The sequence below is a fragment of the Pseudorhodoplanes sinuspersici genome (genome assembly GCF_002119765.1).
Taxonomy (GTDB): Bacteria; Pseudomonadota; Alphaproteobacteria; order Rhizobiales; family Xanthobacteraceae; genus Pseudorhodoplanes; species Pseudorhodoplanes sinuspersici.
Map to the genome: position 1 here is coordinate 3,362,388 of NZ_CP021112.1, position 15,747 is coordinate 3,378,134.

Below are 15,747 nucleotides of genomic sequence, written 5' to 3' on the forward strand. Positions count from 1 at the left end.
GCAGATCGTTTATGGGTAAGATCAACAGGCGAATATTCCCCTTGCGTCACGCGTAAAGTCGCAACCCGCACAGTGAGGGGGCAATGATGCATGGCTTTTTGGATTTTGGCTGTTCGTGATTTTTAGCCGTTTGAGATTTGAATGATGTCATCCATGATTCAACACATGGCCTTGCGAACCGCATTCTCATTCCTTCTGCTGCTCGGGATCGCCGCTCCGGCGCACGCGCAATCCGGCGACACCGCCATCATCGACCGGAAAGACATTCCGCCCGCCGTCACCGCGCAGGTGACGTGTGGCACGGAGCCGGAGAGCATCACGCGCCGGCCGTTTGCCGGCGGCTTCGTCTTTGCGTGGGTCTGTCCCGGCAACAATGCCAACTATATTCAGGCGCTTGTGTTTGCGAGGAACGAAAGCGGTGAGGGGGCAACGCTGCTGCGCTTTCCGCAGCCGCCGCGCAAGGGCGAGGCGGCCGAGGAATTGTCCAACATCCGCTGGGATGCGAAGGCGCGCATCGTCAGCCAGCTTTTCGTCGATCCGGAAAGCCGGATCTGCCGCAGCGAGGCGCGCTGGCATCTCAACGGCACGCCGCCGAACCCGTCACTGATGTATTGGCGCGAGACGCGGGATTGTGCCGGAAAGGGCGGATGGAAAGTTTTGGTGAACAACGGCGGGCGTTAATGTGCGAACAGCTTGCGGCCCCGCTTGCGCGAGGCCGCTTTATGTCAAGAATAGTCGTTACGCTTAGTCACACACGCGCCGTGTCTTAACGATCACGCGGCCGCCCGGCGTCGTGGTGCGCGAGCGGATGGTGCGGCAATCGCCGCCATAGGCGTAAGAGTCCCGATAGGCTCTGCGGTAAGGCCCATCGCGATAACGCCAGTCGTCCCAATATCGCGGGCCGACACCGGCACCGATCGGGCCAACCTGCACGCCGACGCCGCCGGGGTCAGCACCGAAATAAACCTGCGCGCTCGCCGGCGCCGCCACCAACAGAGCACCAGCCGCCGCAACACCAAACAGAAGTGTCTTCATCACGATCCTCCTTGCTGTCCTGGGGGGCCAACGCAGGGCGGGCTGGGGAGGTTCGCACCTGCCTTCACGAATTATGTCATTGGTTTTGAACGACTATTCATTGTTGCGGCGAGACATGGGCGGCAGGAAGCGTGTACGCGACTTCAGTGGGGAGGGTGAAGAAAGGTTACTCCTCCGCCGGAGCCACTGTCGCCTTCTGGCCGCTGCGCGCTAACGCATCGGCGACAAAGCCCGCTGCTTTCATCTCCTCGACAAAGGCTTTGATGTAAGCTGCGCCGGCATCGCGTCCCTGATGCGTGCCCATGGCCTGGCGGATTTCCATGAAGCGGTCGTTCATCACCCGCACATTCGGATCGGTCTTGGCATAGGCCTCCAGCGGCTGGCGCACGCCCGCGGCGGCATCGAGATTGTGTTTCAGGAAAAGCTGCACCATCGCTTCGCCGCCGCCGACATCGGCGCGCACGAGCTCGGCGTGTTTCAGCGTGCGGGTCAGAAACAAATCGTAGGCGGATTTCGGCCCGACCGAGATGCGATGGCCGGGGCGATCGACATCGCCAACAGTCTTCAGCGGCGAATCCTTCATCACCATGTAGGTGCCTTCGATCAGCACATAGGGCGCAGTGAAGGCGATCTCGGCGGCGCGCACCGGCTCGATGGCGAGGAACGCGACATCCCAGGCCTTCGGATCGTCGGACGGCACGTTCAAAGCGTCGAACACCGCGCCGGCGCCATCGAAGCCGACAAAGGTGACCGGCACATTGAGACGCTTGCCGAGTTCGCGTGCGAGATCGGGTGCGACGCCTTTCGGGTCCTGATCGGTCGTGCCGCGCTGGACCAGCACGCCATTGCCGTAATTCATGGCGGCGCGCAGCTTGCCGGTGGGAGCGAGATCTTTGAGCACATCAGCGGACACGGGGAGGCCTCTTCAGGTTGCGCGAAAGCGGATTTGGCGGAGCTACCTATGGCAAGCGTCGCGCAAAGCAGCAACTGTCCCATGTCGATGCGATCAGAACGCCCGTAGCCGCTGCAGCGCCCAATAGGTGAAAGCGCCGGCCGCAGCCGCAATGGCGAAGGCATACCAGGTACCCCCGGGCGTCTCCAAGAATGGTAGATCCTTGGTATTCATGCCGAAGAAACCGGTGACCAATGTCGGCGGCAGAATCGCCGCGGTGAGCAGCGACAAGGTGAGCAGGCGGCGGTTGGTCAGCTCGGCCATGCGGCCGGCCATCTCTTCCTGCAGCAGTCGCGCGCGATCGTGAATATCCGCGACCGCGTGGTCGAAGGCATCGATCTTCTGCGCCAGCGACTGCACCGGCGCAGACAATTCCGGCAAGGGACCGGCGACGCGATGTTCGAGCCGGTGAAACAATCCGCGCATCTGCGACAATTGCCGGTGAATGCGCACGGACTGATTGCGGGCGCGGGCGATGCGCTGGGTCTCGTCACCGCGCGTGCCGTGCCACATCCGCTCTTCGACGATATCGAGATCGTTGCCGATGCGTTCGGACAATTGGCCGATGACATCGGCGAAATGGTCGACGATGGAATCGATCAATTCGATCGGGGCGGTGAACATCGTGCCGGCGCTGATCGCGTGGCGGACGTTTTCGACGGAACGTAGCGGCACGCGGCGCATGGTCACCAGCAGACGATCGGTCATGCCGAACCGCAACCGGCTCAGTTCTTCGGTGGGGTGGTCGAATTCCAGTTGCAGGTCGGGAATGACGCCGACGATCTCGCGGCCGTAAACTTCGAGGCGCTGATGCTCCTCATCGCCCAGAAGGATTTCACAGACGATTTCGCTGAGAGGGGCGTGGTTCTCGACCCAGTTCCGGCAACGATTGTCGGCGCGTGCGAGATGGATCCAGAACCAGCCATCACGTGTGGCGATGGCGCTGTCGACGTCCTCCGGCGCAATCCGCTTGGCCTCACCGTCGGCATTGAAATGATAGGCGGCAAGGATGCCGGCTGCGGGTGCGCCTTCTGTCAGGGCTGTTTCGAGCCGGTTCATGCGCAGCGCTCCGCGGGTATCGTTTCGTGGGGTGGGCGCTGGCTAGATTTTTCATATGACAGTTTTGCGACAGGGCGGGACAGTTGCGCCGTATTAGCGCCGCTTCCACTCTTTTTCGGGGACTTTTGCGCCGGCACGCTGGATGGACTTGATCTGGAGCGGGATCTGCCCGGACTTTTCCGCGATCTCGCGGTCCTGCTGTTCAATAATGGCGCGAGCGGGTTCGTCGCCGTCGAGACCTCCAAGGGCATCGCCCGGCACACGGCGATTGGAACGCTGGCTGCCGTCCTCATAGATCACGTCGAACAGCACGAATTCGGTGCGCTTGGTCGGTTTTCTCGCCATTCTTGTTCTCCGTTCCTGCGCAGGGCGCGTTGGCCTGAAAACAGGGGCCTCTGCAATAGCGGTACACGCGCCCTGAAGGCGGTCCGCGTGACGTCCGGTTTGTGTCTGGATTGCCCGAGGGCGGCAGTCGCGAAACTCGAACAGCCTATATATGCGCAAAGGAACAGATTGTCGCAACCCCGCCGGGGTGCGGTTCATGCGGGGCATTCGCCCCTGTCATAAGTGCGTTAACGCCCAACCCAGCGATTGTCGATCGCCTGCCAGGAGCCGTCGGTGAGATCGGCCGACTATGCCACTTCAAGCAGAATGTCGGTCAAACGATCAGGCATGTCCACCATCGCGTCGTGTCCGCAGGGCATCTCATAGACACGAAATCCAGATGCCGCCTGTGCCTTGGCCTGCGCGCGATCGAAACCCGGAGACGCGTAGCCCTTAGCGCGAACATAAGCGCGCTTGGCAATGCGATCGCGCGCTCCAGTCAAGGCAACCTTTTCGGACAAAGTTGCCGTCGGCTGCGGCGTGCATTTCTCGTCGACCCAGGCTCGGTCCTTTTCATTGACCTGGAACAGTGCCGCTTTCGGTGCGGCCATTGTGAGATCGCCTTTCTGAATAGTGCCTTGAATAACATCATAGAGTTTTGAGCCCCGGACGACATCGATCAGCGCTTCGCCGTTATCGGGCAGGAAAGCGTCCAGATACACGATGGAGGAAATCGCCGGCTGGGCTTTCTCAGCGACGCCGGAGATCACAAAGCCGCCGTAGGAATGTCCGACGAGGACGACATCTTTCAGGCCTTCCCAGGCGATCAGATTGGCAACATCGGTGATATGCGTGCTGAGATTGGTCTTGCTGTCCAGAAGGTGAGAACGATCGCACAGCCCAGTGAGCGTCGGAGCGTAAACTTTATGGCCCTTCTTCTCGAGAAGATCAGCGACGCGTCGCCAGCACCAGCCGCCATGCCAGGCGCCGTGCACGAGGACGAACGTCTTGCCTGTGGTCTGCGCTTGAGCCGTTGTTGCGCCCGTCACGATGCCGGCAGCGGCAACTCCTGCGCCGGCGATGATGTTGCGTCGTGTTGCTTCGCGCTTGGATGTTGTCACGTTTCTCCCCCGATCGTTTTTTGGTCGCAACAGTGATTATTCAGGACACTACTGCATCTTGAGTCGAGGGGCGAGCAGGCATCTTCGGGGATGCAAGCTGTGGGTCAGCTCGCATCAAAGAAAGCGGTATCTTATTCCGCTGCCTGCAGGCCCGGTGCGTCGATGAACCCGCCGGATTGCCGCCGCCACAGCGCGGCGTAATGGCCGTCGGCCGCGAGCAATTCGTCATGGGTGCCTTGCTCGACGACGCGGCCCTTGTCGAGGATGACGAGCCGGTCCATGCGGGCAATGGTGGAGAGCCGGTGCGCGATGGCGATCACCGTCTTGCCTTTCATCAACTCGTCGAGACTCGACTGGATCGCAGCTTCCACCTCGGAATCGAGCGCGGAGGTTGCCTCATCCAGCACGAGAATCGGTGCATTCTTCAGGATGACGCGAGCAATGGCGATGCGCTGGCGCTGCCCGCCCGACAGCTTCACGCCGCGTTCGCCAACCTGTGCGTCATAGCCGCGCCGGTTTTTCCAATCTTCGAGATTGGCGATGAAGTCATGCGCGTGCGCGAGCTTCGCCGCCTCGACCACGGCGTCGTCGCTGGCGGATGGCAGACCGTAACGAATATTGTCGCGGATCGAGCGATGCAGCAGCGAGGTGTCCTGCGTCACCACTGAGATCTGCGTGCGCAGCGATTCCTGCGTCACTTGCGAAATATCCTGCCCGTCGATCAGGATGCGGCCGCTCTCCAGTTCGAAGAAGCGCAGCAGCAGATTGACCAGCGTCGATTTGCCGGCGCCGGAGCGTCCGACCAGTCCGATCTTCTCACCGGGCTTCACGTCGAGCGAGAGATTGTCGATCAGGCCCTTTTCGCTGCCATAGCCGAAGCGGATCTCGTCGAACTTGATTTCGCCGCGCGTGACCTTCAATTCCGCAGCGCCCGGCTTGTCAGGCAGACCGAGCGGCCTCGCAATGGCTCGCATGCCTTCCTGCACGACACCGATATTCTCGAAGATGTCGGTGATCTGGTAGGCGACCCAGCCGGCCATGTTGACGATCTGCCAGGCGAGCGGCAAAGCCATCGCAACAGTGCCGATCTGCACCGAGCCTTTCGTCCACAGATAGATCGAAAGACCTGCGACCGCCGTCACCATCATGGCGTTGAGCGTCGACAGGCAGAAGCTGAAGATCGTGTTCAGCCGCAGCGATGCATGAAAGAGGCCGGTATGCGTTTCGACCGAGTTGCGCACATAGGCGTCTTCCTCGCGCGCGCGAGCAAACAGCTTCAGCGTCAGGATGTTGGTATAGGTATCGACGATGCGGCCGGTCATGATCGAACGCGCTTCGGAAACCTCCACCGAACGGTCGCGCATGCGCGGCACGAAGATGCGCAGCAACACACCGTAGGCGGCAAACCAGACCAGGATCGGCAGCGCCAGCCAGCCGTCGGCCGATGCGAGCAGGATCACGGCGCTGGTGCCATAGACCATGATGTACCAGACCGCGGTAATCATCGCGACCAGGCTCTCGCGCAGAGCGGGACCGGTCTGCATCACCTTGTTGGCGATACGTCCGGCGAAGTCGTTCTGAAAGAAGGCCCAGCTCTGACGCACCACATGCCAGTGGTTCTGCCAGCGAATCATGTTGGCGACGTTGGCGGCGATCGCCTGATTGGCGACGATGTTTTGCGCGGTGATTGCGAGCGGGCGCAGCAACAGCAATACGACTGCCATGCCGGCGAGGAGGTGCCAGGAGTCGGCGAACAGCCTGTCCGGCTGGCTCGATGTAACAAGCGTCACGACCCGGCCGATGAAGACCGGAATGGTGGCGTCAAGCAGGGCGACGATGAAGCCCGTAACGAACAGCGCAACGAACAAACCCTTCGCCTGCCGGGCGAAGTGCCAGTAGAAGCCGGCCAGCGTTGCAGGCGGCTCCGGCTTTTCAGGCAGAACCGTCGGCTTCAGCTTTTTTTCGAACCACGAGAGCATTGCATTTCCAGACAGCAAAAGGCGGCACCACTGAGTATGGGCCGCCTGCCGGTCGTATCGAATTTGGATGCATTTCTCTAAACCGCCATCATGTCGAGAGAATGGCGCCGCGGGCTGTGCGGTCAAAAATCCGGCTACCGTTTGGTGGCTGACGTGCTAGTTGCAGCCGGCAGATAAAACATGGCGGCGACAAGGCCGGGCGCGATACGGGATGGATCGATGGATTTGAAGTTGGGCGGCAAGACCGCATTGATTACGGGATCCAGTGCAGGGATCGGCCGCGCCATTGCACACGAACTGGCGCTGGAAGGGGTTCGGGTGGGGCTGATTGCACGTAACCGCGAGACCCTGGAGCAGGCGGCGGCCGAGATCGAAGCTGCCGGTGGTGCCAAGCCCGTGGTGCTTCCGGGAGACCTGGCTCTGCCGGACGATATTGTGCGCGTGGTTGCCGAAGCCAAAGCGGCATTGGGGCCGATCGACATCTTGGTCAACAATGCCGGATCCTCACCCTCTGGGCGTATCCAGGACACGGAGGATGCGACGTGGCTGAAATCGATCAATCTGAAGCTCATGGGTTACGCACGCTGCGCCCGCGCCGTCATTCCGGACATGCGGCAGCGGCGCTGGGGACGTGTCATCAACATCATCGGCCGCAGCGGACATCAGCCGCGCGCAGAATACATTGCGGGTGGAGCGGTGAACGCATCGCTGCTCAATTTCACCAAGGCACTGGCCGATGAAGTCGCGTCCGACAATGTGCTGGTGATAGGGGTCAATCCCGGTCCGATCCAGACCGAGCGCTGGGATACCATCGTTGCGCAGGCCGGCAAAAGTCTCGGCAAGAGTGCGGATGCGTTCAATGCGTCACAGATCGCAACCGTCCCGCTGGGCCGCATCGGCCGTGTCGACGAAGTGTCGGGATTGGTCGCGTTCCTCTGTTCGGATCGCGCGTCTTTTATCACCGGCACCTGCATCGATGTCGATGGCGGCGGTACCCGCTGTATCTAGAGCGTTTTCGAGCGACGTGGGCACCGGTTCGCGTGAAGAAAACGCGTCAAAACAAAAAGCTAGAGTTCCGGCTTTGATTCCATCAAAGCCGGAGCTCTGGCGCTCGTTGGAAGGACCAAGAATGAATTTCGCCGATATCGAATCCGGGCTGAAGCTGGCTTACCGCATTGACGACCACACCGATCCATGGCGTCCAGCCGACACCGTGTTGATGGTGCATGGCCTCGCGGAGTCGGGTGAAAGCTGGCGTGCCTGGGTGCCGCATTTGTCGCGGCATCACCGCCTCTTGCGCCCGGACTTGCGCGGATACGGCCAGTCGACACCAATGCCAGGCGATTATCAGTGGCGGCTCGATCGCCTGGTGCAGGATTTGATTACGCTCATCGACCGCCTTGAGCTTGAGCGCGTGCATGTGGTCGGTGCGAAAATCGGCGGGACCATCGGCCTGCGGCTGGCCGCCATGCATCCGGATCGCGTGATCTCGCTCTCGGCGATCGGAGCGCCGGTTTCGCTCACAAGCTTCGCAGAACGCGCGCCAGCGTGGCGCAAGCAGATCCGCGAGCATGGCGTGAAGCCTTGGGCGGAAGCAACGATGAATGGCCGGCTCGGCAGTGGGCTGCCGGACGCGGCGGTTGCATGGTGGGTCGATCTGATGGCGAAGACCGCGCCATCGACGTTAGAAGGTTTTCTCCAGATGGTGCCGACCGTCGATGTCACGCCATGTCTCGATGCCATCCGGGCGCCGACCCTGGTCGTGACCACGACGGGCAGCCAGCTCGGCTCAGCCAACGAGGTCGAGCAATGGCAACGCAAAATCGCAGGATCGAAGCTCGAAATCCTGCCCGGCGATTCCTATCACGTCGCGGCGTCCGATCCGGACGCCTGCGCCACGCTGGTGGCTGCGTTTCTCGCGCAGCACCCGGCCTGAGGATTTATTCCGCCTTCGCACCCGATGCGCGGATCACCTCAGCCCATTTCTTGGATTCGGCCTGGAGAAATGTCCCATAGGCCGAACCAAAATATGTGCCTGGTTCGGCCCCGAGCTCCTGGAAGCGTTTGGCCACGTCCGGGGATTTCAGAGCCTTTGCGACTGCATCGGTGAGCTTGGCGAGGACGGGCGCGGGCGTCTTGGCCGGGGCAACCAGACCGAACCAGGCGGACGCCTCAAAGCCCGGCAGGCCTGCTTCAGCGACCGTCGGGACGTCCGGCAACGACCCGGCCCGTTTGCTGCCGGCGACTGCGATCGCGCGCACCTTGTTGCCCGCAACCTGCGGCAGCACGGCAGGCATGTTGTCGAACATCATCGGGATATGGCCGCCGAGCAGATCGTTCATTGCCGGCGCGGCGCCTTTATAGGCGACGTGGACGATGTCGATCTTGGCCATGCTCTTGAGCAATTCGCCGGCCAGATGATTGGTCGAGCCGACACCGGATGAGCCGAAATTCAGTTTACCGGGCTGCGTCTGGGCCAGTGCGATCAGATCCTTCACGCTGTTGGCCTTCACTTCGGGATGCACCATCAGCACGATCGGCACCGAAGCCACGAGAGCGACCGGCGCGAAATCCTTCGCCGGATCGAAGGGAAGCTTGCCGTAGAGGGCCGCATTGATGGTGAGCGGTCCGGGCGCGGTCAGAAGCAGCGAGTAGCCGTCGGGTTCACTGCCTGCGACCGCGACTGCACCGATATTGCCATTGGCGCCGGCGCGGTTCTCGACGATGAATTGCTGCTTGGTATCCTCCGACAGGCGCTGCGCGAGAATGCGCGCGATCACGTCGTTGGAACCACCGGCCGGATATGGCACGACGATCTTGACGGGGCGGTTGGGGTAATCCTGTGCCGGTGCGATGGTCGCGAATGGAAGGAGTAGCGCAAATCCCAGCGCCACGCGGCAGATCATGTGAAGCATTGTTTCATTCCCGTGAAAGTCGTGATGTCTGGCCAGGCGTCATTCAGAGCTTGCGGTCGCCAAGCCCCATTTTCGAATAGATGTCGTTGATGTGCTGCTTGACGCCTTCGGTCACAGTGTCGTCGGCAGCCGCCTTATCCCAGCCGACTTTCTTGCGCGCATATTCGGCAATCTCTTCGTCCTGCCCAGAGGTGGCGCCGCTGATCGCATAGGCGCCGATCATCTCATTGCCGTGGAAGACGGGATGCGAGCCGCCGGATGCCGCGATCTTGCCGTTGGAGAATACCGATGCATTGGCCATCAGTTGCGGATTGCGCTCCTTGAACCATTGCTGGATCACGAGGCCGTCCGGGAAACGGGGGCTCATCGAGCGGAAGGCGGCAACCGTATAGGCCTTGGCAATAGCGGTGTCGGGTGTGATGAAGCCGGCGTCGTCCATGCGCTCAAGCGCAATCAGGTTGCCCTCCGGCCCAACGACAGCCGTGGTCACCGCGACACCCATTTCCTTGGCTTTCTCGTCCACGGCATCGAAAAATGGACGGCAGTCTCTTGCCCGCAGTTTCATTCGTCGCTCCAATCTAGTTTGTTTTTTGCAAGCCGGAGGCTTTCACGACCTTCGCCCATTTCTCGGTCTCGCTGGCGATGGTTTTGCCCAGCTCTTCCGGCGTGCCGCCGATGATGTCCATGCCTTGTTTCGACAGCGCCTCGACAACCTCCGGCGACTTCAGCGCTTCGTTGGTGGCCTTCGATAATTTGTCGACGATGTCGCGCGGTGTGCCGGCCGGCGCGAGCAGGCCGAACCACAAACCGGTGTCGAAGCCGGCGAGGCCAGCTTCGTCCATGGTCGGCAATTGCGGTGCGACATTTGTCCGCTTCAGTTGCGTGGAGGCGATTGCGCGCAACGCGCCTTTCTCGACATGCTGAAGCACGGTTGGCGCCGGCGAGAACATCACCTGCACGCGATTGGCAAGGAGATCGGTCACCGCCTGGCCGCTGCCGGGATAGGGCACGTGAACGAGCTTCACTCCAGCCATCTGGTTGAACAATTCGCCGGAGAGGTGCGGCGAGGTGCCGACGCCGGAGGAGGCGAAGGACAGGGACGCGGGCTTCGACTTGGCGAGCGCGATCAGGTCATTCAGGTTCTTCACGCCTATGTCAGGATGCACGACCAGCAGGTTGGGCAGTACGACCAATGCTGTGACGGGCGCAAAGTCGCGAGCGAAGTCGAAGCGGGTCTGCGGTGCCAGTGTGGTGTTGATGGTGTTGGCGACCGTGCCGAGCAGCAGCGTGTAACCATCCTTCGGCGCCTGCGACACGAATTCGGTGGCGATATTGCTGCCAGCGCCGGGCTTGTTCTCGACCACGAATTGCTGCCCGAGGATCTGTCCGAGCTTCTGTGCAACCACACGGGCGGCAGTGTCGGCGGATGCGCCGGCGCCGAAACCGACAATGATGCGGACCGGGCGGGACGGATAAGTGTCCTGAGCGTTTGCTGGCGCCGCCATCGCAAACACCGCAACAATGGCCGCAATAATCCTGGCGTGAACAGGTGGCATTGGCGTTCCTCCAATCGGCCGTCTGATGCGGCCGTGTTGGCGACTGTCTTAACGCCTGCCGTGCAAAGTCCCAAGCGCGATGCGATATGAAGATACATAGCGCGATATGAAAAAGGCTGCGGGGAGCCGCAGCCTTTTTCGGAATCTTGCGTTGAATTGCGCCCGTTCGCGGGGCGGACGCTGGCTTGGTTCAGCGATGCTGAACGACGATCTTGGTGCCGACCGGGACCCGCTCATACAGATCCTCGATTTCGGAATTCACCAGCCGGAAGCAGCCCGACGACACTGAATGTCCGATCGTCTCTGGCGCATTGGTGCCGTGCACGCGATAGACTGTGGTGCCGATATACATGGCGCGCGCCCCCATGGGGTTGCCCGGGCCGCCGGCCATGAAGCGCGGCAGGTAGGGCTGGCGTGCGATCATTTCCGACGGAGGGGTCCAGTCCGGCCATTCGGCCTTGCGCGAGATGCGGTGGACGCCGCCCCACTGGAAGCCGTCGCGGCCGACGCCGACGCCGTAGCGGATGGCGCGGTTGTTGCCTTGGACGAGGTAGAGGAAGCGGTCATGCGTATTGACGATGATCGTGCCAGGTTCTTCATTGGTGCGATAGAACACGGCCTGACGGCGGTATTCATATGGCAACTCGAAACCCTTATTGGTGTCCACACCAGGAGGCGGTTCGTTTACGGTCGGCGCGTAGGCGCTAACTTGGGCCACTACGGCGACCGGCAGGGCGCACAACACAACCGCCCCGGCAATCGCCAGACTTCGCATCCAGTTCATTTTTAAAAACCCAGCTCCCCTTCGAAGCAATTCGCAGCGATCCTGACCGGAATATGCGGCAGGATTCAATACACGATTGCCTGAATAATTCGCGAGCCGTGATCGGCAGGGTGCAATATTACTTGCGAGGACACGACCGGCCTTGGCAGTGAGCCAAGGCCGGTGTCAGCAAAAAGGCAGAATCCGGGCGGCGTTATTGGGGGCCGGCACCGACGTAACCGGTAATTTTCCAGCTATTGCCGTCTTTAACGTAGCAGACTTGATCGTTGCCCAAAGGCGACAGCACGTCCGCGGAGATGTAACCGATCTTGCCGGACGGAGGCACGACCTTGACCAGCGGCACCTGGTTTTGCGCCGGCGGCTGGGTGTCCTGATCCGGCAGGATACGGATCAGGACCATGCCGATTTTCTCGGCGACCGGCGCATCGGGCTTGCCGGCGGAGCGTACTTCCACGCCGTCGCCGAGCGGATAGGCCCAATCTCCGGGATCGGTCTGGGTGGTCTTGGCCAGGTCTTCGAGCGCCTTCTCGTCGAATTCCGGATCGGCCGGTGCGCAGACGACGCCCTGCTTGCCGGGATAGGCCGATGCCGTCGGGTCCTGCGCATAAGCCTGCAGCATGTCCCAGCCGGCCGGCTGCTTGCCGGCAAGGCCGATGGCCGCGGTGAGATTGTCGATGCCGGATTTCTTCTTGTCGGCCTGATCGCCTTTTTCGCCGTCCCAGAAAAAGCCCTGCGTCACGACCATCTTGGCAAGACCCGCGCGATCCTTCTTGGCGGCCAATTCGCCCATCTGCTTGCGGAACGCGTCAAAGCTCGGATCGCTGAGCGGCGCCGGTAGCTTGATGGTGACCGGGGTGTACGGCTTGGCCGCAGCGACTGGCGGTGGCGCCGGCTGCTTGGCCGGCGGCTGCTGTTTCTGCTGGGCCTGCGCGGCGGTGCCGAGCAAAGCTGCAAAAGCAAAGGCGGTGGCAAGGGATATCGCGTGACGCATCTTGATCCTCCCGAAGACATGCGAGCCTAAAGCCTTGGGGACCGAAATGCGACGGATATGCGGCCGTCTGGACGATCATTTTCGCGTCAGTTCGGTAACGGCACTTCGCACGGCACACTTTTCAGACAACGCATTTCCTTTTTGTCGTGATAGGCAATCGTCACATTCAATTTGTTCGGAAGCAACATGACGTTCACATCGCCCCATCTCCTGCCAATTCTTCTTTTGCTTGGTTCCAACGTGTTCATGACGATAGCCTGGTACGGGCATCTGAAGTTCAAAGAACAACCTTTGCTCGTTGTTATCTTCGTGGCCTGGGGTATCGCATTCGTTGAATATTGCATGGCGGTGCCGGCCAACCGCTGGGGCAGCGCGGTCTATACGACGGCGCAGCTCAAGACGATTCAGGAGGTGATCACGCTGGTAGTGTTCGCCGGGTTCTCGGTGTTCTATCTGAATGAGCCGTTCACCTGGAATTACGCGCTCGGCTTTGCCTTTATCGCCCTTGGCGCGTTCTTCATTTTCCGGACATGGTGATCACATAAGCAGCGGGGGATCACTTGGCCGGCGTGACGCGTAGGATGCGTCCGGCGGAATTGTCGGTGACAAGATACAAGGCACCGTCGGGCCCGGTACGCACATCACGGATGCGCTCGCGCAACTCGCCAAGCAGGCGCTCTTCTTTCGTGACTTTCTCACCGTCGAGTTCGAGTCGAACGAGATTGCGGGTGCGAAGGCCGCCGATAAACGCATTGCCTTTCCAGCGCGGAAACAGATCGCCTGTATAGATCGTAAAGCCCGACGGCGCGATCACCGGCGTCCATTGCCGGATCGGCTGCTCCATACCCTCTTTGTGCGTGCTTTGGTGAATCTTGGCGCCACTATAGTCGATGCCATAGCCGATCACCGGCCAGCCGTAATTCTTGCCGGCGTTGGGAATATTGATCTCGTCGCCACCACGCGGGCCATGTTCGTGCATCCACAGCTTGCCGGTGACCGGATGCAACACGGCACCTTGGCTGTTGCGATGTCCATAGCTCCAGATTTCAGGTTTTGCGTCTTGCTTGCCAGCGAAGGGATTATCCTTCGGTACTGAGCCATCCGGCGCGATGCGTATGACCTTGCCGAGATGGTTGTCGAGCGTCTGCGCACTATTGCGCGAGCTGAAATGATCGCCGGTGGTGAGAAACAGATTGCCGTCGCGCGCTTGCACGATGCGGCAGCCGAAATGCAGGCCGTTCGACGGCGGACCTTCTTGTTGGAAGATGCGTCGCACATCGACGAGTTGCGGTTTTTCGCCGGCATCGAGCCTCGCGCGCGCCAGCGATGTTTGCGCGCCCCCGCTCACCGGATCGGAATAGCAGAAATAGATCGTGTTATTTTTTTCAAAGTCGCGGTCGAGGATGACATCGAGCAGGCCGCCCTGATTTTGCGCCACGACCTTCGGTACGCCTCCGACTGGAGGCGACAGCTTTCCGTCGCGCGTCGCGATGCGCATCCGGCCGGGCTTTTCGGTGATCAGCATGTGGCCATCGGGAAGGAAAGCGAGCGCCCATGGGTTCGATAATCCGCTGACGATTGTGTCGACCCGGACATCGCCGGTTTCGGTCTTGAAGGCCTGCTGCGCATGAGCCGGTAAGGCGGCCGCCAACAATAATGACCCGGCGATCCAATGCGCTTTCATGGTCCCTCATCTCCGATGCGTGCGGCTGAACGGTAGGCACGAAGAATGAGTTTCGAAAGGGCGCCGTAACGCCGCATGCGCATCATCACGCCATTGCGATCAAATGCTGCCGAACCGCGATCGCGTCAGCGGTGGATCAGGAGCAATGAGACAAGAGCAACATTCTTGGAGATCGGCGTGCCGGCACGCGCCATACCGAAGGTCACGGCGGTGACGGCGACCACAATGCAAATGACCAGTACGGCGGTCATCAGAAGATGCGCCAGCGCAATCTTGCGTGTCGTCAACGGCCGGGCGTTGCGATGAGGGTGATGGAATCCGATCCCGGCGACCCGATCCCTGGACATGACGGTCAGCTCCAACGCTGCGAATCAGCACTGATGGCACCATCGTATGGAATGCGGGCTCTGCTCCGGCTGGAACGCGGCGCAATGCGTCAGGTCTTGTGGCAATTTGGTGACAAAGCGTTAAAGCAGCTTGTCAGCCAGAGCGGTCTCACTCGGCGGCGATGTCCATCGATGCCGGCCCTTCGTCCATTGTAACATGGCCTGGCCTCGCCTCCAGGCGGGCGTGCCAATCGCGCAAGGCCGAAAACGGCCGCAGGTCGAATTCGCTTTGCTCGGCGAGATGCGTATACGAATAGAGCGCGACGTCGGCGATGGTGAAATTGTCGCCGGCAAAGTAGCGATGTTTGCCGATATGTTTGTCCAGCACGTTCAGCGACCGCGTGCCTTCTTCCATCCAGTCATCCAGCGCGTGGCGTTGTAGGTCGCGGCCGCCCTTGACGAGGCAGAGCCAGAAATAGGCCGCGCCGATACTCGGTACGATGGCGTGCTGCTCGAAAAACATCCATTGCAGGACGCGGGCATGATCAATCGGGCTTTCGCCGGCGAGAGGTGTACCCTCGGCCAGGAACCACAGGATGGCATTCGATTCGGCCAGATACCGGCCCGGTTCGATCTCCAGAAGCGGGATCTGACCGTTCGGATTCTTGGCCAGGAAATCCGGCGTATGGGTCTCGCCCTTGAGGACATCGATCTCGACCAGGTTATGCGGGATCTCGAGCTGCGCCAGTGCCAGCCGCACCTTGTAGCAATTGCCGGAGCGCTGCATCGAGTAGAGCGTGTACATGCGCAAAGGCTCCAAAAAAGGCTGCGACCCGGCTTCATTGCCGAACCGGTCTGAGATCGTGGGACAAGAGAAGAAAAGGTCGGCCAATGCAAGGCGGCCGAACGGCACAGATCAGAAAAACACGTTCATTGCGTGACTTAGCTGCATTGCGGCATGAAACTTCTTCGTGATTGGTTCAAAGAGATCTAAACGATCTCCGCCACGGTCTGGCTGCTA

The 15,747-nt window shown here is 60.9% G+C and carries 18 protein-coding genes; 4 read left to right on the forward strand and 14 right to left on the reverse strand.

Annotated features, from left to right (window positions below; translation table 11 throughout):
• Positions 1 to 141 precede the first annotated feature (141 nt).
• Positions 142 to 681 (forward strand): hypothetical protein, encoded by a 540-nt coding sequence (locus CAK95_RS16305; protein ID WP_086088860.1) that lies wholly within the window; start codon positions 142 to 144, stop codon positions 679 to 681.
• 63 nt (positions 682 to 744) lie between these two features.
• Here the strand turns inward: CAK95_RS16305 and CAK95_RS16310 are convergent, their stop codons facing one another.
• From CAK95_RS16310 to CAK95_RS16335, 6 genes are all read right to left on the reverse strand, one after another.
• Positions 745 to 1,035 (reverse strand): hypothetical protein, encoded by a 291-nt coding sequence (locus CAK95_RS16310; protein WP_086088861.1) that lies wholly within the window; start codon positions 1,033 to 1,035, stop codon positions 745 to 747.
• A 166-nt stretch (positions 1,036 to 1,201) separates the two neighbouring features.
• On the reverse strand, positions 1,202 to 1,948 hold the full coding sequence (locus CAK95_RS16315) for an ABC transporter substrate-binding protein (RefSeq protein ID WP_245303429.1): 747 nt from the start codon (positions 1,946 to 1,948) through the stop codon (positions 1,202 to 1,204).
• A gap of 93 nt (positions 1,949 to 2,041) precedes the next feature.
• A complete protein-coding gene (locus tag CAK95_RS16320; protein ID WP_086088862.1) occupies positions 2,042 to 3,046 on the reverse strand; it encodes a CorA family divalent cation transporter in 1,005 nt (334 codons plus the stop codon).
• Positions 3,047 to 3,139: 93 nt separating this feature from the next.
• Positions 3,140 to 3,391 carry a hypothetical protein gene (locus CAK95_RS16325; RefSeq protein WP_086088863.1) on the reverse strand — a complete coding sequence of 84 codons (252 nt, stop codon included), beginning with the start codon at positions 3,389 to 3,391 and terminating at the stop codon, positions 3,140 to 3,142.
• 287 nt (positions 3,392 to 3,678) lie between these two features.
• Positions 3,679 to 4,491: an alpha/beta fold hydrolase gene (locus CAK95_RS16330; protein WP_157699650.1), complete on the reverse strand. Its 813-nt coding sequence runs from the start codon at positions 4,489 to 4,491 to the stop codon at positions 3,679 to 3,681.
• Positions 4,492 to 4,622: 131 nt separating this feature from the next.
• Positions 4,623 to 6,470 (reverse strand): ABC transporter ATP-binding protein, encoded by a 1,848-nt coding sequence (locus tag CAK95_RS16335; protein ID WP_086088865.1) that lies wholly within the window; start codon positions 6,468 to 6,470, stop codon positions 4,623 to 4,625.
• Between the two features lie 219 nt (positions 6,471 to 6,689).
• On the opposite strand from CAK95_RS16335, the gene CAK95_RS16340 reads away from it, so the two are divergent.
• Entirely contained in the window at positions 6,690 to 7,478 is a 789-nt protein-coding gene (locus tag CAK95_RS16340) for an SDR family oxidoreductase (RefSeq protein WP_086091464.1), read from the forward strand.
• A gap of 121 nt (positions 7,479 to 7,599) precedes the next feature.
• Positions 7,600 to 8,406 carry an alpha/beta fold hydrolase gene (locus CAK95_RS16345; RefSeq protein WP_086088866.1) on the forward strand — a complete coding sequence of 269 codons (807 nt, stop codon included), beginning with the start codon at positions 7,600 to 7,602 and terminating at the stop codon, positions 8,404 to 8,406.
• Between the two features lie 4 nt (positions 8,407 to 8,410).
• Here the strand turns inward: CAK95_RS16345 and CAK95_RS16350 are convergent, their stop codons facing one another.
• The 5 genes from CAK95_RS16350 to CAK95_RS16370 all read right to left on the reverse strand — a co-directional run bounded on the left by CAK95_RS16350 (position 8,411) and on the right by CAK95_RS16370 (position 12,716).
• Positions 8,411 to 9,385 (reverse strand): Bug family tripartite tricarboxylate transporter substrate binding protein, encoded by a 975-nt coding sequence (locus CAK95_RS16350; RefSeq protein WP_245303430.1) that lies wholly within the window; start codon positions 9,383 to 9,385, stop codon positions 8,411 to 8,413.
• Positions 9,386 to 9,428: 43 nt separating this feature from the next.
• Positions 9,429 to 9,950, reverse strand: a complete 522-nt coding sequence (locus tag CAK95_RS16355; protein ID WP_086088868.1) for a GlcG/HbpS family heme-binding protein — start codon at positions 9,948 to 9,950, stop codon at positions 9,429 to 9,431.
• A gap of 13 nt (positions 9,951 to 9,963) precedes the next feature.
• Positions 9,964 to 10,941, reverse strand: coding sequence for a Bug family tripartite tricarboxylate transporter substrate binding protein (locus tag CAK95_RS16360; RefSeq protein ID WP_086088869.1), 978 nt, complete (start codon positions 10,939 to 10,941; stop codon positions 9,964 to 9,966).
• Positions 10,942 to 11,131: 190 nt separating this feature from the next.
• On the reverse strand, positions 11,132 to 11,725 hold the full coding sequence (locus CAK95_RS16365) for a L,D-transpeptidase (protein ID WP_086088870.1): 594 nt from the start codon (positions 11,723 to 11,725) through the stop codon (positions 11,132 to 11,134).
• A 193-nt stretch (positions 11,726 to 11,918) separates the two neighbouring features.
• Positions 11,919 to 12,716: a hypothetical protein gene (locus CAK95_RS16370; protein ID WP_086088871.1), complete on the reverse strand. Its 798-nt coding sequence runs from the start codon at positions 12,714 to 12,716 to the stop codon at positions 11,919 to 11,921.
• A 186-nt stretch (positions 12,717 to 12,902) separates the two neighbouring features.
• Between CAK95_RS16370 and CAK95_RS16375 the strand changes: the two genes are divergently transcribed.
• Positions 12,903 to 13,253: a DMT family protein gene (locus CAK95_RS16375; protein ID WP_086088872.1), complete on the forward strand. Its 351-nt coding sequence runs from the start codon at positions 12,903 to 12,905 to the stop codon at positions 13,251 to 13,253.
• Positions 13,254 to 13,272: 19 nt separating this feature from the next.
• Here CAK95_RS16375 and CAK95_RS16380 read toward each other — a convergent pair whose 3' ends face one another.
• From CAK95_RS16380 to CAK95_RS16390, 3 genes are all read right to left on the reverse strand, one after another.
• Positions 13,273 to 14,400, reverse strand: coding sequence for a PQQ-dependent sugar dehydrogenase (locus tag CAK95_RS16380; RefSeq protein WP_086088873.1), 1,128 nt, complete (start codon positions 14,398 to 14,400; stop codon positions 13,273 to 13,275).
• Between the two features lie 125 nt (positions 14,401 to 14,525).
• On the reverse strand, positions 14,526 to 14,747 hold the full coding sequence (locus CAK95_RS16385) for a hypothetical protein (protein ID WP_086088874.1): 222 nt from the start codon (positions 14,745 to 14,747) through the stop codon (positions 14,526 to 14,528).
• A 148-nt stretch (positions 14,748 to 14,895) separates the two neighbouring features.
• Positions 14,896 to 15,531 carry a glutathione S-transferase family protein gene (locus CAK95_RS16390; RefSeq protein WP_086091465.1) on the reverse strand — a complete coding sequence of 212 codons (636 nt, stop codon included), beginning with the start codon at positions 15,529 to 15,531 and terminating at the stop codon, positions 14,896 to 14,898.
• Between the last annotated feature and the right edge of the window lie 216 nt (positions 15,532 to 15,747).

Coding starts and splice junctions, on each gene's coding strand:
- CAK95_RS16305 (WP_086088860.1), top strand. CDS start 142: ATGATGTCATCCATGATTCAACACATGGCCTTGCGAACCGCATTCTCA.
- CAK95_RS16310 (WP_086088861.1), bottom strand. CDS start 1,035: ATGAAGACACTTCTGTTTGGTGTTGCGGCGGCTGGTGCTCTGTTGGTG.
- CAK95_RS16320 (WP_086088862.1), bottom strand. CDS start 3,046: ATGAACCGGCTCGAAACAGCCCTGACAGAAGGCGCACCCGCAGCCGGC.
- CAK95_RS16325 (WP_086088863.1), bottom strand. CDS start 3,391: ATGGCGAGAAAACCGACCAAGCGCACCGAATTCGTGCTGTTCGACGTG.
- CAK95_RS16335 (WP_086088865.1), bottom strand. CDS start 6,470: ATGCTCTCGTGGTTCGAAAAAAAGCTGAAGCCGACGGTTCTGCCTGAA.
- CAK95_RS16340 (WP_086091464.1), top strand. CDS start 6,690: ATGGATTTGAAGTTGGGCGGCAAGACCGCATTGATTACGGGATCCAGT.
- CAK95_RS16345 (WP_086088866.1), top strand. CDS start 7,600: ATGAATTTCGCCGATATCGAATCCGGGCTGAAGCTGGCTTACCGCATT.
- CAK95_RS16350 (WP_245303430.1), bottom strand. CDS start 9,385: ATGCTTCACATGATCTGCCGCGTGGCGCTGGGATTTGCGCTACTCCTT.
- CAK95_RS16355 (WP_086088868.1), bottom strand. CDS start 9,950: ATGAAACTGCGGGCAAGAGACTGCCGTCCATTTTTCGATGCCGTGGAC.
- CAK95_RS16360 (WP_086088869.1), bottom strand. CDS start 10,941: ATGCCACCTGTTCACGCCAGGATTATTGCGGCCATTGTTGCGGTGTTT.
- CAK95_RS16365 (WP_086088870.1), bottom strand. CDS start 11,725: ATGAACTGGATGCGAAGTCTGGCGATTGCCGGGGCGGTTGTGTTGTGC.
- CAK95_RS16370 (WP_086088871.1), bottom strand. CDS start 12,716: ATGCGTCACGCGATATCCCTTGCCACCGCCTTTGCTTTTGCAGCTTTG.
- CAK95_RS16375 (WP_086088872.1), top strand. CDS start 12,903: ATGACGTTCACATCGCCCCATCTCCTGCCAATTCTTCTTTTGCTTGGT.
- CAK95_RS16380 (WP_086088873.1), bottom strand. CDS start 14,400: ATGAAAGCGCATTGGATCGCCGGGTCATTATTGTTGGCGGCCGCCTTA.
- CAK95_RS16385 (WP_086088874.1), bottom strand. CDS start 14,747: ATGTCCAGGGATCGGGTCGCCGGGATCGGATTCCATCACCCTCATCGC.
- CAK95_RS16390 (WP_086091465.1), bottom strand. CDS start 15,531: ATGTACACGCTCTACTCGATGCAGCGCTCCGGCAATTGCTACAAGGTG.